The organism is Bradyrhizobium sp. Kon37 (assembly GCF_055807535.1).
The window spans coordinates 319,475-335,654 of record NZ_JBVVOY010000001.1; the positions used below are offsets into that span (position 1 = coordinate 319,475).

Genomic DNA, 16,180 nt, shown 5'->3' on the forward strand with positions numbered 1-16,180 from the left:
GGGCGAGGGAGGAGAGAGAGCTCGCCTAGGCTCACTTCATCGCGCATTTGTCGTGGAAGCGATCCTGGTCGTTTTCGACGATGGTCGCGACCGTCTTCAGCGAGAGCTGGCCTTCGCCGTCCTTGACCACGTCCTGGAGGTAGAAGTTCTGCACCGGGATGTGGTTCTTGCCGTACTTGAAGGGGCCGCGCAGCGACTTGAAGTTGGCCTTCTCCATCTCGGCCTTCATCGCGTCCTTCTTGCTGGTGTCGCCCTTCACCGCGACCACGGCGCTGTTGATGAGCTGGGCCGCGTCGTAGGCTTGCGCGCCGTAATAGGTCGGGCGCAGGCCGGGGTACTTCTTGCGATAGTCGGCGACGAAGCGCTTGTTCTGCTCGTTGGGCAGATCATTCACCCATTCCTGCGCGCCGGGAACGCCGAGCGCGTTCTCCTTTTGCAGCGGCAGCGACAGCTCGTCGACGGTGAACGCCGTGTAGAGCGGCATCGTGCTCTTCAGCCCGGCCTGCGCATATTGGTTGAGGAACTGCACGCCGGCTGCACCGGGATAGAACACGAAGATCGACTCGGCGCCCGAGGCGCGCGCCTTGGAGAGCTCGGCGGAGAAGTCGAGCTGGCTCGGCCAGACCGTGTATTCCTCGCCCTTGACCTCGCCCTTGAACGTGCTCTTCACGCCCGCGAGCATGTCCTTGCCGGCGGCGTAGTTCGGGCCGATCAGGAACACGCTCTTGACGCCCTTCTGGTTCATGTAGAGGCCCATGGCGGCCGGCGTCTGGTCGTTCTGCCAGGAGGTCGAGAACACGTAAGGCGAGCAGAGCTCGCCGGCGAGCTGCGACGGACCGGCATTGGCCGAGATCAGGATGGTCTGCGAATCCACGGCGGTCTTGAGCGAGGCCAGCAGCACGTTCGACCAGATGTAGCCGACGATGAAATCGACCTTGTCGGACTGCACCAGCTTCTCGGTCTTCTGCTTGCCGACGTCGGGCTTCTGCCCGTCGTCCTCGTAAATCACCTCGACCGGCTTCCCGTCCATCTTGCGGCCGATGTGGTCCAGCGCGAGCTCGAACGAGTTGCGCATGTCGTTGCCGATCACGGCGGTCGGGCCGCTGAAGGTCGAAACGAACCCGATCTTGATGGTATCGCCGGCGGATGCCGGGCCTGCCAGCACCAGCGCCGCTGCGCCCGCCAGCCAGAATGCCGTCCTCATAACCACTCCCCTCCATATTATTATGCCCGGAAGCGGGGTGATTGCCGCCCCGGGTCATCTCTATTGAACGCAAAATCTGTCGCGCCGCCAATGGCTCAGCGCCCGCCCTGCACCATATTTCGCCCCGATCGTTAATGGCAAGAAATATAGTTCTACTCACTTCGGCGAGGGCCGCGGCGCTATTTCGCGGGATATCGATACGCCAAGCCTATTCAGCGATTGATGACGGCTATTGGACCGCGGCGCCTGATCGGCGTTTAGATGAGGATAGAGCCGCGAGATTCGGAGGGGCGCATCATGACCACGACACCGCACCGCGTCGTCATCGTCGGAGCAGGCTTCGGCGGGCTGGAGACGACCTACCGGCTCGCCGGCAGCCCGGTCGAGATCACGCTGATCGACCGCCGCAACCATCATTTGTTCCAGCCGCTGCTCTACCAGGTCGCGACCGCCTCGCTCGCCACCAGCGAGATCGCCTGGCCGGTCCGGCACCTGATGCGCGACCGGCGCGACGTGACGACGCTGTTTGCGACCGTCAGCGGCATCGACGCCGACAGGCGCTGCGTGCTGATCGACGACGGCAGTGAGGTGCCTTACGACACGCTGGTGCTCGCCACCGGCGCGCGGCACGCCTATTTCGGCCACGACGAATGGGAACAGTTCGCGCCGGGCCTGAAGACGCTGGAGGACGCGACCACTTTGCGCCGTCATATCCTGGTGGCGTTCGAGCGCGCCGAGCGCGAGACCGATCCGGCCAAACGCGCGGCACGGTTGACTTTCGTCATCGTCGGCGCCGGCCCCACCGGCGTGGAGCTCGCCGGCACCATCGCCGAGATGGCGCACCACACCTTGCCGGCCGACTTCCGCAACATCGACACCAACAAGGCGCGCGTGGTGCTGATCGAGGCGGGTCCGCGCGTGCTCGCAGGCTTCCCCGACGACCTCTCGGCCTATGCGCAGGCCTCGCTGGAGAAAATCGGCGTCGAGGTCGTGCTCGGACAGGCCGTCACCGAGATCAATCGCGAGGGCGTGGTGTTCGGCGGCAAGCTGCTCGAAGCCAAGACGAGAATCTGGGCCGCCGGCGTGCGCGCATCGCCCGCCGCCGAGTGGCTGGGCGCACCGGCCGATCGTGCCGGGCGCGTGCAGGTCGAAGACGATCTTACGATCCCCGGTCATCCCGAAATCTTTGCGATCGGGGATACCGTTCTGATCAACGCTTGGGAGGGCAAGCCCGTGCCCGGCATCGCGCCGGCCGCCAAGCAGCAGGGCCGTCACGCGGCCGAGACCATCAAGGCCCGGCTGCGCCAGGAGCCGACCGGCCCGTTCCGCTACAAGCACTCCGGCAGCCTCGCGCAGATCGGCAAGCGGCTGGCGGTGATCGACTTCGGCCGCATCAAGTTGCGCGGCACCATCGCGTGGTGGATCTGGGGTATCGCCCACATCTACTTCCTGATCGGCCTGCGCCACCGCCTCAGCGTCGCACTGAGCTGGCTCTGGATCTACGCCCGCGACCAGCGGGCAGCGCGGCTGATCACGCAGGGGAGTAGTAAGGTGGTGTAGCTCTCCTTGCCTTCTCCCCTTGTGGGAGAAGGTGGCGTAGGCGGCCTTCAGCCGCCGTCCTTAAAAGGACGCCGATGCTTCGCATCGGCTATGGCGCCGGATGAGGGGTTCTCTCCGCTCGCAATACCATTCGTGAGGAGAGAGACCCCTCACCCGGCTTCGCTTTGCGAAGCCACCCTCTCCCACAGGGGGAGAGGGTGCAGCGGCGCTCGCGGCTACATCACTACTTAACCAACTCACACCCACCTTCCGCCAGCGGGCGGAACGCCTGCTCCGCAGAGATCGTCGAAATCAGCTTGTAATAGTCATACGGATATTTCGACTCCTCCGGCTTCTTCACCTCGAACAGATACATGGGATGCACGACGCGGCCGTCCTGGCGGATCGCGGTGTCGCCGAAAAGCTTGTCCTTGCCCTTGAACTTCTTCATCTCGGGCACGGCGTCCTTGGCATTGTCGCTGCCGGTGGCGGCGACCGCGTTGAGATAAGCGAGCGTGGACGCATAGACGCCGGCCTGGTTGCCGCTCGGCATCTTGCCGTTCATGCCGGGCCGCGCCGCGAAGCGCTTGGCGAAGGCGCGGGTGTCGTCGTTCATGTCCCAATAGAAGGCTTCCATGAGCTGAAGCCCTTGCGCGACCTTGATACCCATACCGTGGACGTCGTTGATGAAGAGCAGGAAGGCGACGAGCCTCTGCCCGCCCTGCTGGATGCCGAACTCGGCGGCCTGCTTCACGGCATTGATGGTGTCGCCACCGGCATTGGCAAGTCCGATCACCTGCGCCTTCGAGCCTTGCGCCTGCAACAGGAACGAGGCGAAGTCGGAGGTACCGAGCGGATGTTTGCTTGATCCGATCACCTTGCCGCCATGGGCCTCGATGTATTTCTGGGCCTCGGCCTCGATGCCCTTGCCGAGCGCGAAATCGACCGTGAGGAAGTACCACTCCTTACCGCCACGCGACATCATCGCGGCTGCCGTGGTGTTGCCGGTCGCCCAGACGTCGTTGACCCATTGGATGGTGTTGGGCGAGCAAGCCTTGCCGGTGAGGTCGGAGCTCGCGGTGGACGACGCCAGGAACGTCATGCGGCTGTCGCGCAGCAGCGTGTTGATGGAGAGGCCAACGGCCGAGTTCGGCACGTCGACGATGGCATCGACGCCCTCGACATCGAGCCATTTGCGCGCGATGGCATTGCCGACGTCGGCCTTGTTCTGGTGATCGGCATAGACGATCTCGACCTTGATGTCTTTGCCGCCGCCGTTGAAATCCTCAGCGGCCATGCGCGCGGCCTCGACCGAGCCCATGCCGTTGGTGTCCTGGAAAATGCCGGAGATGTCGTTGAGCACGCCGACGCGCACGACATTGTCCGATATCTCGGCATTTGCCGCGCCGCCAATCAGGCTCGCGGCCAGCGCAAGCGTCCATTTCAAGTTCTTCATTGTTCCCTCCCCTGTCGTATTTGTTGTTTTCGATGCCGGTAGCGTCAGGCCGGCGTGATGCTCACAGGCAGGCTGTCGAGCCCGCGCAGCGTGTTGTTGAAGCGGCGCTGCGGCTTGCCCGTGATCTCGATCTTCGCGATCCGGCGGGCCAACGCCGCGAGCATTGTCTCGCCTTCGAGCCGTGCGACCAGCTGGCCGACGCACATGTGAATACCCGAGCCATAGCCAACATGGCCGGAGGTGCGGCGGGTGATGTCGTAGCTGTCAGGCTTGTCCCAGCGCCGCGGATCGCGATTGGCAGCCGCCAAAAACATCAACACCTTCTCGCCCTCGCCGATGGTCGCGCCCGACAGTTCAACCTCGCGCGTTGTCGTGCGGAAGAAGGTCTGCACCGGGCTTTCAAAACGAACGGCCTCCTCGAAAGCGTTGCGCGCCAGTGTGGGATCGCCACGCAGGCGCTGCCACTGCTCCGGAAAGCGCGCGAGACAGTAGACCGCTGCACCGATGCCGTTGACGGTGGTGTCGAGGCCGGCCGACAGCAGCGAACGCACCAGCAGCGGCGCTTCGGTGGCGGTGATGGCACCCTCGTCGACATGGGCGTGGATGCAGGCGCCGATGCCGCCGGGCGTGAGGTTGTCGCGCTGGCACTGATCGGTGACGTAAGCCTGGTGCGGCGCCGAACGCGCGATCGCTTCCTGGCGCAGCTCGTTCGGCGGGCCGAAGGCGTTGAACACGACACTCGCGTAGGGAATCAGATGTTCGCGGCCCTCCGGCTTCAGCCCGAGCGCATCCGGGAAGATCGACAGCGGATAGGCTTCGGCGAGGTCCGTGACCGCGTCAAAACTGCGCTTCTCCAGCAGCACGTCAACCCGCTGCTCGGCCGCGGCGGCAAAGCGGTCGCGGAGCCCTTTCATCACGGTCGGGGACAGCACTTTCGACAGCACCGCGCGGGTCCGCGAATGCGCGGGCGGATCGGCTTCGAGGATCAGGCTCGGCGGCCGCCACGGCGTCTCCTTCTTGAAGTCGGAAAGGCCGACGCCGCGGCTGGAGCAGAACGTCGCGGGATCATTCAGGACGGCATGGACCTCGGCATAGCGCGCCACGCCATAAACGCCCCACTTGTCGAGATAGACGACAGGTCCCGCCTCCCGCAGCAGCTCATGCGTGGGATAGGGATCGGCGAAAAAATCCATTGCGAAGGGATCGACGTCGAGATGCGGGACGGCCGACGAACCGCTAATTTCCGGGGAGCTGGAAGCGCTCATGGATGTCCTCCCTCATTTTGATCTTGTGAAAGGGCGGCGCTTACCCTTAGGTCTTCGGACACGCCGCGAGACAGAATCCCGATATGCCGCCGTCTTCGACCAGAGCCCGCCAAAAACCTGCGCCCGCCGAGATGGGACCGACGCTCGATCTCGACCGCTACGTCCCCGCGTTCATCACCTTCATCGCCAACAAGCTCTCGAACAGCGCCACTGCGTTCTATCAGCGGCAGTTCGGCGTCAACGTCACCGAATGGCGGATCATGTCGCTGCTGGCGATCGAGCCCGGCATTCCCGCCTCGCGCATCTGCCACGTCATTGGTTTCGACAAGGGCCCGGTGAGCCGGACGCTGGCCGGCCTGGAAAAGCGGGGGCTGATCTCGATCCGCACCGATCCCAACGACGGGCGCACCCATTCGATCTCGTTGTCGGCGAAGGGCCGCGCCATCCATGACAAGGTGATCGTCGCGGCATTCGAGCGCGAACGGCGCCTGTTGTCCTGCCTGGACAAGGACGAGCGCGAGGTGCTGATCGATTTGTTGCGCCGCCTGCACGAAAATCTCGGCGCGGTGACCGGCAGCACCGAGACCTGACGGGGCACGCGCGGTACGCGGACCTCTATCATGTCCAGGCATACGCCGGCATTCGCCCGCGGCACCCTCTCTGCCGAGCATTGCTCCCTCCGATCCGACGCGGCGGTTCCTTCCGCCGTCATCCCTGTCTGGAACGGTTCGCACAAATTAGTTGCTTAGGCAACAAAGGAATCGTGCAGGATAATACGGCAGGGCGGCTGGCGTATCGCGAGCTGTCTCTCTCCCTCCCCCCGTCCTTCACGGGGGAGGGCGGGGTGAGCGGCTGTTTCCGCAGATGAGATGATCGCGAGACCTGTACCCCCTCACCCGGATCGCGCCGGACGATGCTCCGCATCGCCGGGGCGATCCGACCTCTCCCCGCAAGCGGGGAGAGGTTAGGAGCAGCGGCGCGCAATCAGTAGCAACCGATCCACTCACCCGGCGTATCGTCATCCAACCGCGCCAGCGCATCGGCGCGCCGCGTCAGCACGGCGCGCTGGTTGATGTAGCCCTTGTCGGTGATCTCGCCGCCGTCCACCGACGGCGGCTCGACGAGCAGCAGGGCGCGCGTGGCGTGGCCGGAGGAGTTGGCGCCGTGTTGCTTGAGCTTCGCCAAACCCTGCGCGATCGCGGCTCTGACCTTGTGATGCGCGAGCAATTCGTTCACGTCCGCGGTCTCGGGCAGGCCGGCATGCGCGCGGCATGCGGCGATGTTCGGGAACACCAGGAAACGCACCTCGTCGCCGCCATGGCCGGTGACGACGATGTCCTGCGCGAGCGGCGCCAGCGCGGCGATGCCTGCGAGGCGCAGCGTACCGACATTGACCCAGGTGCCGGAATTGAGCTTGAAATCCTCCGCGACGCGGCCGTCGAAGAACAGACCGCGCTCGGGCCGGTTCGCGTCGGCGAACTTCACGGCATCACCAATGAGATAAAAGCCCTCGTCGTCAAAAGCCTGCCTGGTCAGCTCCGGCGCCTTCCAGTAACCCGGCGTGACGTTGGGGCCGCGCACGCGCACCTCCAGCTTGTCGCCGGAGGTGACGAGTTTCAATTCGGTGCCGGGTATGGGCACGCCGATATTGCCCGAGCGTTCCGCGAGAAAATGGCAGTCGGTGGCCAGCGGCGACGTCTCGGTCGAGCCCCAAGCCGAGACCATCGGCATCGCGCGGCCAACGGTCTTGACGGAAAGTTCTTCCAGTGCGTCCCAGAGATTCTGCGGCAGCGCGGCCCCTGCGTAGAAGGCGAATTTCACCTCGCTGAAGAAGCGGCGACACAGCTCCTCGTCTGCGCGCAGCGCCGTGATCAACATGTCGAAGCCGCGCGGCACGTTGAAATAGACCGTCGGCATCACGCTTCTGAGATTGGCGAGCGACGTCGCAAACAGGCCGGGCGCCGGCTTGCCGCCGTCGATATAGAGCGAGCCGCCATTGCGCAGCACGAGATTGAAATTGTGGTTGGCGCCGAACGTGTGGCTCCAGGGCAGCCAGTCGAGAATGACGAGATCCTCGCGCGCCTGTTCGAGAAAGGTCCAGGTCTGGGCCTTGGCCTGCTGGCTGGACGTCAGCATGCGCTGGGTGTTGATCACGGCTTTCGGCGTGCCGGTCGAGCCCGAGGTGAACAGGAATTTTGCGATGGTGTCCGGTGTGACAGCGGCGAAGGCTCTTGCGACGTCCGCAGTTTCAGGCGTCGCCGCAACGGTACGAAAGGCGAGCGCATCGGCGTCGCTCGCGTTGCCGCTGATGACCTGCGCACGATGCAGCGGCTTGATCGCGGCCAGCGCCGCCGCAAACGGCTTGGTCGCGGAGACATAGATCGCGCCGGGCTCCAGCAAAGAGATCATGCTCCTGAGCTTGTCAAAATCCTTCGACATCAGCGAATAGGCTGGCGAGATCGCGGCCGAGGGCACGCCGACATGCTGGGCCGCGAGCGCAAGCAGCGCATGGTCGATACTGTTATCGGATAGGATCACGAGCGGGCGTTCGGCGCCGAGTCCTTGCGCCAAAATCCACGACGCCGCCGCGCGGACTCTCCGCAAGGCCCCCGCGTAGGTCATGGTGGCCCAGGGCATATCGGCGCTGTCACGCTCAGCGAGGAAGACCGTGTCGGGCTTTTGCCGGGCCCATTGCTCCAGCCAGTCGCCGACACAGCGCGCGCCATCGCGCAAGGGGTCGGGCGAGCGCAGCACGATGCTGCCGTCGGCGCGATGCTCGGCAACGGTTTGGGGTGTCGCAAACAAGATTGAAGCATCACCGCGTGGGGCGGCTGTCATGGTTTCCTCCTCGCCCGGAAGCCGGGATCGGCCGCAGCCTCGTCACGGACCGCGTTGGCCGGCATGTTGGCCATGACAATTGTTGGGGCGCAAGCTCGGGCCCGGTGAGCTGCCCATTATTTGCGCAAATGCTCGTAACAGGGCGCTGACACGAAGCTCCGCCGGCGCTCGAAAAATCCCACAAGCCACTGATCTCTCGGTAATATCCGGAGCACTTGTCCTGCCCGGATTCTGTACACAATGGCACATCGCTTGCTTCGATCGGGGTGAAGAGACGTAGCCGGAGATTTGTCGCCATGAGGGCTGAAATGGGGGCTGAGCAGCCTGAAACGATCGCCGCGATCGTGGCCGCGCATCGCGCGGGCACGCTCACGCCGGCGCAGACGGTCGCACGCACCTATCAGCGCATCCGCGACCACAATGATCCCGCCGTCTTCATCAGCCTGCGTGACGAGAAGGACGCGATCGCCGAGGCCGAGAAGCTCGCCACCAAGGATGCCGCCAGCCTGCCGCTCTATGGCGTGCCGGTGGTGGTGAAGGACAATATCGACGCGCTGGGATTTCCGACCACCGCCGCGTGCCCGGCCTTCTCGTACATCCCGACACATGATTCGACGGCGGTGCAGCGGCTGCGCGCCGCCGGCGCCATCATCATCGGCAAGACCAATCTCGACCAGTTCGCGACCGGCCTTGTCGGTGTGCGCTCGCCCTACGGCATCCCCAGAAACGCGATCCGCGATGACCTCATTCCCGGCGGATCGAGCTCGGGATCGGCCACCGCCGTCGGCGCCGGGCTGGTGCCGCTGTCGCTCGGCACCGATACCGCCGGCAGCGGCCGCGTGCCGGCGATGCTCAACAACATCGTCGGTCTCAAGCCGAGCCTCGGCATGATCTCGACCGCCGGCCTGGTGCCGGCCTGCCGGACGCTCGACTGCATCTCGGTATTCGCTTTGACGGTCGACGACGCCGCGCTCGCACTGTCGGTGATGGTAGGTCCCGATCAGGCCGATCCGTTCTCGCGCGACCGGCCGCTTGGCGCGATCACCCCGCTCCCGGCAAACCTGCGCCTGGGCGTGCCGCGCAGCGGACAGCTGATCTTCTTCGGCGACAAGAAGGCGGAAGCGGCTTACGCCGAGGCGCTGAAGCGCTGGACCGCGCTTGGCGCAACGCTCGTCGAGTTCGACCTCGAGCCGTTCTATGAGACGGCCCGACTGCTCTACGAAGGACCGTGGGTCACCGAGCGCTATCTCGTGATCCGCGACCTGCTGGCGTCCGCGCCGGATGCGATCCATCCCGTGACGCGCGAGATCACCGCGGCCGGCGCGCGGCTGACGGCCGCGGACACCTTCTCCGCGCTCTATCGTCTGCAGGGCCTGCGCAAGATCGCCGAACGCACCTTCACCAATATCGACGCGCTGGTGCTGCCGACGGCGCCGACGACCTATACGACCGCGCAGGTGCTGGCCAATCCGGTCGAGCTCAACAGCCGGCTCGGCACCTATACCAATTTTGTCAATCTGCTCGACCTCTGCGGTCTCGCGCTGCCGGCGGCGATGCGCGCCGACGGCATCCCGTTCGGCATCACGCTGCTTGCGCCCACCGGCCATGACGCGCTGCTCGCGAGCATCGGCCGCGTGTTCCACGCGGATACCAAGCTGACGCTTGGCGCAAAGGGCGTGGCGCAAGCTGCGCTGGCGCCGCTTGCCGCAAGCGGCATCGACGAGATTCCCATCGCCGTGGTCGGCGCGCATCTGTCCGGCATGGCGCTGAACGGCGAACTGAAAGTGCTGAACGGCCAGCTGATCGAGGCGACCAGGACCGCGGCGGACTACAAGCTCTACGCATTGAAGACCACGCCGCCGAAGCCGGGCATGCTGCGCGTCGAAGCCGGCAAGGGCGCGTCGATCGAGCTGGAGATCTGGTCGCTGTCGTCGTCCGCCTTCGGCAAGTTCGTCAACGCGATTCCCGCGCCGATGGCGATCGGCACCGTGCGGCTGGCGGATGGCCGCAGCGTGAAGGGATTTCTCGTCGAGCCCGAAGTGCTGGGCGACGCGCGAGATATCACGGCGTATGGCGGCTGGCGGAAGTATATGGCGGAAGCTGCGACAGCGTAGGTCTCGTAGGGTGGGTTAGCGCAGCGTAACCCACCTCTTCTGTCTGTGCGGCCGCGAACAGTGGTGGGTTACGCTGCGCTAACCCACCCTACTTAAACCGAGACCGCGTAGATCTCGTACTCCCCGCGCACCAGCTCGATATGCGCGCGCATCGCGGCGGCGGCGCCCTGCTTGTCGCCGCGCATGATGGCGACGACGACGCGGTCGTGCTCGGCTTGCGATTTTGCCAATCGGCCGAGGTTGCGGAACTGGGCGCGGCGGAACGGCTGCACGCGCACGCGCGTCGCCAGCGTGATCTCGGCGATATAGCCGTTCTGCGACCCGGCATAGATCGCATTGTGGAAGCGCTCGTTGACCTCGTGGAAGCGATCGGGATTGCCGGCGTAGCTCAACACCCGCAGCTCTTCGTGGATGGCTTCGAGGCCGTGGCGCTCAGTGGCGGACATGCGTTCGGCGGCAAGGCCCGCGCACAGCGCTTCCAGCTCCGCCATCGCCTCGAACATGCCCGTCAGCCGTTCGAACGAGGGCTGCGCCACCACCGCGCCGCGATGGGCGCGCGCTTCGACGAGGCCGCTTGCCACGAGCTGACGCAGTGCTTCCCGCACCGGCGTGCGCGAAACGCTGAAGCGGCGCGCGATGTCGGTCTCGTCAAGCGGTGCGCCGGGCGGCAGCGCTCCGCGCACGATCTCGTCGGCGAGCTGCAGGCGCAGCTCCTCGGCGCGCGTGACCTTGTGCGCTGATGGCGACGCCCGGTCGACACGCGGCACCGCCGGTTCGGCCGGCAGCGTTCCGGGCGGAAGATCGTCAAGCGTCATACGGTCAGGTCTCTTTCGACTCGTCGATGATGCTGACATGGGCGGCGACGACGCGCCAGCCCTCCGGGAATTTTACCCAGGTCTGCATCTGCCGGCCGACCTTGCCCGGCATCGTGTCGCGATAGAACAGGGTGGAGGCGACCGCGGTGTCGCGGCCATAGCTGGTGATCACGGTTTTCGCGGTGCGGCGATTGAGGCCGACCGGCGAGCGCCCGGCACGAAAGCCGGAGATCGCTTCATAGCCGTAGAGGTTCTCGCCGACGCCATAGCGCAGCGTGCGGGGATCGTTGCGGAAGAGCTCGCCGAGCACTGCGACGTCGTTGGTGATCAGGGCCTGCTCATAGCGCTCGAACGCGGCTTTGACGTCCGCGATCACGTCGGGGAGATCGATCTCCATCTCAAAATCCTTTTGGGCTGGGCGCGGCGGCGACGCCCATCTTCTCCAACGCGTAAGCGACGCGCAGCGCGATGTCCTCGCGCCAGGGTGCGGCGATGATCTGCACGCCGATCGGCAGCGGCTCGAGCGGCACCGGCACGGCGACGACCGGCAGGCCGATGAATGAGATCGGCTGGGTGTGGATGCCGATATTGGCGCGCACCGGCAGCTCGACGCCGCCCAGGTTGAAATTGACCTGGCCGAGCTTCGGCGCGGTGCATGGCGTCGCGGGCGCAATCAGCACGTCGACGGATTTGAAAATCTCCGCGAATTGCGCGCGATACCAGCGGCGGAATTTTTGCGCGCGGTCGACCAGCGGCGCCGGCACCATGGCGCCCGCGATCAGCCGGTCACGCACGGCAGGATCGAAATCGTTCGGGCGTTTGCGCAGCCGATCGAGATGCAGCGAGGCGCCCTCGGTGGTGGTAATGACGTAGGCCGCCGCGCGGGCGCGTGCGGCTTCGGGCACGTCCACCACGCGCGTTGCGCCCAGCGCCTTGGCGACGCGGCCGACGGCTTCGACGGCCTCGGGAAACAGATTTTGCTGGAAGTAGCCGCCGGCGATCGCGATGCGCAGGTCGGACACCGGATTGGCGAGCAGCGGCAGCGTCGGCTCCAGACCACGTGTGGTGGTGCAGGCGGCGTCGTCCGCATCCGGTCCCTGCATCGCGTCGTAGGCCAGCGCGAGATCGGTGACGGAGCGCGCGAACGGTCCGAGATGATCGAGGCTCGCGACGAACGGGAAAGAGCGCGCACGCGAGAGCCGGCCATAGGTCGGCTTCAGGCCGAAGATGCCGCAGAACGAGGACGGCACGCGGATCGAACCGTTGGTGTCGGAGCCGAGCGCGATCGGCACCAGCGCGCCACCGACGGCGCTGCCGGATCCGCCGGAGGAGCCGCCGCTCATCCGCGTGGTGTCATGCGGATTGCGCGAGGGACCGTCGTGGACGTTCTCGCCGGTGAAGTCGTAGGCGTATTCGCCCATGTTGAGCGCACCGACCAGCACGGCGCCGGCCGCTTCCATGCGCTCGATCAGCGTGGCGTCGCGTGTGGCGAGTGCGCGATCGCGGTTGATCTTCGAGCCTGCACGCGTGGCGAGGCCTGCGACGTCGAACAAATTCTTGACCGCGAAGGGCACGCCGGCCAATGGGCCGAGGGCCTTGCCGGCGGCGATATCGGCATCGATCGCGCGCGCTTTGGCGCGGGCGCGATCGGCGGTGACGTCAGTGAATGCGTTGAGGGTGGTGTCGTGCTGCTTGATGCGCGCAAGCGCGGCATCGGTCGCATCGAGCGCGGACATCTTGCGGCCGGCAACCGCGCTCGCGATCTCGGAGGCCGTCATCTCTGGCTTGGTCGTCATGGCGGCGTCAGACCGTGAACACGGGCGCCGGCTCGGTCTCGTCCGGCAGCGCGAATTCGTCGACGATGCGGCCGAGCCGCAGCGAGACCTCGAGATTGGCGCGAATGGACGACCTCCATGCTTCCTCGACGGGCAACGCCAACGCTTTCGTGACAGCGTCGATATAATCGTCCAGCGGTTCGGCCATCACGCTCCCAAACAAGCTCTCAGTGTGCGCCCAGTGTCTGCAGCGGCGGATGCGGGATCGCCGTCAACAGCTCCTTGGTGTAATCGTCCTGCGGATCGCTCAAGACCCTCTCGGAAGATCCTTCCTCGACGATTCGACCCGACCGCATGACAATGACACGATCGCACAGCAAGCGCACTACGTTCAAATCATGCGAGACGAACAGATAACTCATACCTAGCCGCGCCTTGAGGTCCTGGAGCAGATTGAGAACCACGGCCTGGACCGAAACGTCGAGCGCGGCGGTCGGCTCGTCCAGGATGACGAGTTTCGGGTGCAGCGCGATCGCGCGGGCGATACCGACGCGGGCCTTCTGGCCGCCCGACAATTGGTGCGGAAAGCGATCCAGCAGATTGTGCGGCAGGCCCACCATGGTGGCGAGCTCCTCGCAGCGGGTGCGGAGCGCGTCGCGCCCACTGATGTCGCCGAGCTGCATGATGGGGTCGGCGATGGCGCGGACGGCGGTGAAGCGCGGGTTGAGGCTGTCGGTCGGGTCCTGGAACACCATCTGGATGCGGCTGCGCTGCGGCAGCCGCGCAAAGCCGGCGGGCGCGATGGCGCCGATGTCCTCGCCGTCGAACTGGATCAGGCCCGAGGTCTGGTCAAGCAGCCGCATCACCATCATAGACGTGGTCGATTTGCCGCAGCCGGACTCGCCGACCAGGCCGACGCTCTCGCCATGGCCGATCGAGAAGCTGATGCCGTCGACCGCGCGGAACACATCCGGCTCGACAGGCGGCTTGCGGCCGAACAATTTGCCGAGCGTGGCCGTGGCGCCCTGGCGGGGATATTCCTTGACCAGCTTGTCGATGAGGAGAAGTGGCGTCTTCTCCCTCTCCCCGTCCTTCACGGGGAGAGGGTTGGGGTGAGGGGCTGCTTCCGCAGACACGGTGCTGGGAGAGGCAAGCGTCTCCTCCTCCGGCAACAGATCCCGCAGGCTCACGCCGAGCCGCGGCGTCGCGCGCATCAGCTTCTTCGTGTAGGGGTGCTGCGGGTTGGCGAAGATGTCGGCGGCTTTCGCAGTCTCGACCACCCGGCCCTTCTCCATCACCACGACGCGGTCGCAATAGGCGGCGGCGAGGCCGAGGTCATGCGTGATCAGGATGGTGGACATTGCCTTGCGCTTGGTCAGCTCGACGATCAGATCCATCACCGCCTTCTGCGTAGTGACGTCCAATCCGGTGGTCGGCTCGTCCGCGATCAGCAACTGCGGATTGCAGGCGAGCGCGAGTGCGATGACGACGCGCTGGCACATGCCGCCGGACAGTTCGAACGGATAGGCGTGATAGCGCTCGCGCGGGCGGGCGATCTTGACCTGCTCCAGCGCCTCGATCGCCTTTTCGCCGCGGTCCGAAACCATGGCCTGCTGGACATGGGTGCGCAGCACGTCCTCGATCTGGTCGCCGACTTTCCGGATCGGGTTGAGCGCGGCGCGCGGGTTCTGGAAGATCATCGAGACTTCGCGACCGCGCAAATCACGCATCTGGTCTTCGGTCGCGGCCTTGACGTCGATGCCCGAGAACATCACCGAGCCCTCGGCGATCCGCCCGGCACGATCGAGGATGCGCATCACCGCATACGACGTCACCGACTTGCCGGAGCCGGACTCGCCGACGATCGCCAGCGTCTCGCCCTTGGCAACGGAGATGTTGACGTGCTGCACCGCCTTGACGATGCCGCGGCGGGTGGTGAATTCGACGGTGAGGTCCTGGACGTCGAGCAGGGGCTGGGCGGTCATGGGTGCCTCCCAAACAAAAACATCGAAAACAACCCCATGCACAGTAGAACGGCATTGATTTCATTAGAGAATTTCGAGCGAAAATTCGCGTGTGAGGCGGGCACAAGCCTATCGCTCCCTCGCCCCGTGCTTACGGGGAGAGGGTTGGGGTGAGGGGCCTCTATCCGCGCAAACGATTGCCAGAGGAGTTCGCGGAGAGCCCCCCTCACCCGGTCCGCTAGCGCGGCCCGGCCTCTCCCCGCACGCGGGGAGAGGCGAAGGACGGCACCAGCTTCGAACAATCCCGCCATCACGTCCTCCGCTGGGGGTCGACGATGTCGCGCAGGCCGTCGCCGAGGAGATTGAAGCAGAACACGGCGATCATCAAAGCAAGGCCCGGGAATAGCGCGATCCACCATTCGCCTGACACCATGAAGCCGGCGCCTTCGGCGACCATGATGCCCCATTCCGCCGTCGGCGGACGCACGCCGAGGCCGATGAACGAGAGACCGGCGGCGTTGAGGATGGCGTAGCCCATGGTCAGCGACATCTGCACGATCATGATCGGCATGATGTTCGGCAGGATATGCACCAGAAGAATGCGGAATTCGCCGTTGCCCGACAGACGCGCGGCCTGCACGAAGCCGGCGTTGCGGCGGACATTCGCTTCGGCGCGCGCGACGCGGGCATAGAGCGGGAAGTTCACGATGGCTGTGGCCAGGATGATGTTCTGCACGGTATTGCCAAGGGCTGCGACGATGCCCATGGCGAGCACGAACAGCGGGAACGCCATGATAGTGTCCGCGATGCGGCCGACGATGCGATCGGTCCAGCCGCCGAAATAGCCAGCCGCGATGCCGGCGAGCCCGCCCATCAAAAACACCAGCACGACGGAGGCGACCGCGATGAACGTATCGAGCCGCGTCGCCACCACGACCCGGCTGAAGATGTCGCGGCCCAATTGGTCGGTGCCGAACCAGTGCGCGGCCGATGGCGGCTTCAGCGACGCCGCGGTGTCGGACGCCAGCGGATCATACGGCACCACGTAGGGGCCGAAGATCGCGGCAAGGAGGATCACGATCAGCAGCGCGAAGGCAAAGCCGGTGACCTTGTTCTCGCCGAGCACGTAGCGGGTCTGATCGAGCAGCGCGACGAACCCTGACGTCCGCGCGGGACCGACAGGTTCAACAGCAGGCGCAACGGTGCTCAT

General features: G+C 65.5%; 13 protein-coding genes. 3 read left to right on the plus strand and 10 right to left on the minus strand.

Translation table 11 applies throughout. From position 1 onward, the window contains the following. Positions 1-31: 31 nt before the first annotated feature. The gene (locus AC0L3J_RS01640) at positions 32-1,204 is read right to left on the minus strand and encodes an ABC transporter substrate-binding protein (protein WP_027514457.1); all 1,173 of its coding nucleotides are present in this window, start codon (positions 1,202-1,204) and stop codon (positions 32-34) included. Between the two features lie 297 nt (positions 1,205-1,501). Here AC0L3J_RS01640 and AC0L3J_RS01645 point away from each other — a divergent pair, with 297 nt between their 5' ends. After that, on the plus strand, positions 1,502-2,764 hold the full coding sequence (locus AC0L3J_RS01645) for an NAD(P)/FAD-dependent oxidoreductase (protein WP_473345655.1): 1,263 nt from the start codon (positions 1,502-1,504) through the stop codon (positions 2,762-2,764). 223 nt (positions 2,765-2,987) lie between these two features. Here the strand turns inward: AC0L3J_RS01645 and AC0L3J_RS01650 are convergent, their stop codons facing one another. After that, positions 2,988-4,199 (minus strand): ABC transporter substrate-binding protein, encoded by a 1,212-nt coding sequence (locus AC0L3J_RS01650; RefSeq protein WP_473345656.1) that lies wholly within the window; start codon positions 4,197-4,199, stop codon positions 2,988-2,990. Positions 4,200-4,243: 44 nt separating this feature from the next. Continuing rightward, positions 4,244-5,464, minus strand: coding sequence for a cytochrome P450 (locus tag AC0L3J_RS01655; RefSeq protein ID WP_473345657.1), 1,221 nt, complete (start codon positions 5,462-5,464; stop codon positions 4,244-4,246). Between the two features lie 83 nt (positions 5,465-5,547). Between AC0L3J_RS01655 and AC0L3J_RS01660 the strand changes: the two genes are divergently transcribed. Further along, positions 5,548-6,054 (plus strand): MarR family winged helix-turn-helix transcriptional regulator, encoded by a 507-nt coding sequence (locus AC0L3J_RS01660; RefSeq protein ID WP_473345658.1) that lies wholly within the window; start codon positions 5,548-5,550, stop codon positions 6,052-6,054. A gap of 394 nt (positions 6,055-6,448) precedes the next feature. On the opposite strand, the gene AC0L3J_RS01665 is transcribed toward AC0L3J_RS01660, so the two are convergent. Next, complete coding sequence (locus AC0L3J_RS01665; RefSeq protein ID WP_473345660.1) at positions 6,449-8,302, minus strand: feruloyl-CoA synthase; 1,854 nt, start codon at positions 8,300-8,302, stop codon at positions 6,449-6,451. 308 nt (positions 8,303-8,610) lie between these two features. On the opposite strand from AC0L3J_RS01665, the gene atzF reads away from it, so the two are divergent. Continuing rightward, a complete protein-coding gene (gene atzF, locus AC0L3J_RS01670; protein ID WP_473346058.1) occupies positions 8,611-10,416 on the plus strand; it encodes an allophanate hydrolase in 1,806 nt (601 codons plus the stop codon). Between the two features lie 92 nt (positions 10,417-10,508). Here atzF and AC0L3J_RS01675 read toward each other — a convergent pair whose 3' ends face one another. The 6 genes from AC0L3J_RS01675 to AC0L3J_RS01700 all read right to left on the minus strand — a co-directional run bounded on the left by AC0L3J_RS01675 (position 10,509) and on the right by AC0L3J_RS01700 (position 16,180). Beyond that, positions 10,509-11,231, minus strand: coding sequence for a GntR family transcriptional regulator (locus AC0L3J_RS01675; protein WP_456767193.1), 723 nt, complete (start codon positions 11,229-11,231; stop codon positions 10,509-10,511). 4 nt (positions 11,232-11,235) lie between these two features. Further along, entirely contained in the window at positions 11,236-11,628 is a 393-nt protein-coding gene (hpxZ, locus tag AC0L3J_RS01680; RefSeq protein ID WP_473345661.1) for an oxalurate catabolism protein HpxZ, read from the minus strand. Between the two features lies 1 nt (position 11,629). Further along, on the minus strand, positions 11,630-13,027 hold the full coding sequence (locus AC0L3J_RS01685; protein WP_473345662.1) for an AtzE family amidohydrolase: 1,398 nt from the start codon (positions 13,025-13,027) through the stop codon (positions 11,630-11,632). 7 nt (positions 13,028-13,034) lie between these two features. Next, on the minus strand, positions 13,035-13,214 hold the full coding sequence (locus AC0L3J_RS01690) for a DUF4089 domain-containing protein (protein ID WP_473345663.1): 180 nt from the start codon (positions 13,212-13,214) through the stop codon (positions 13,035-13,037). A gap of 19 nt (positions 13,215-13,233) precedes the next feature. Further along, the gene (locus tag AC0L3J_RS01695) at positions 13,234-14,991 is read right to left on the minus strand and encodes a dipeptide ABC transporter ATP-binding protein (RefSeq protein ID WP_473345664.1); all 1,758 of its coding nucleotides are present in this window, start codon (positions 14,989-14,991) and stop codon (positions 13,234-13,236) included. A gap of 289 nt (positions 14,992-15,280) precedes the next feature. Further along, positions 15,281-16,180, minus strand: a complete 900-nt coding sequence (locus AC0L3J_RS01700; protein ID WP_354127039.1) for an ABC transporter permease — start codon at positions 16,178-16,180, stop codon at positions 15,281-15,283.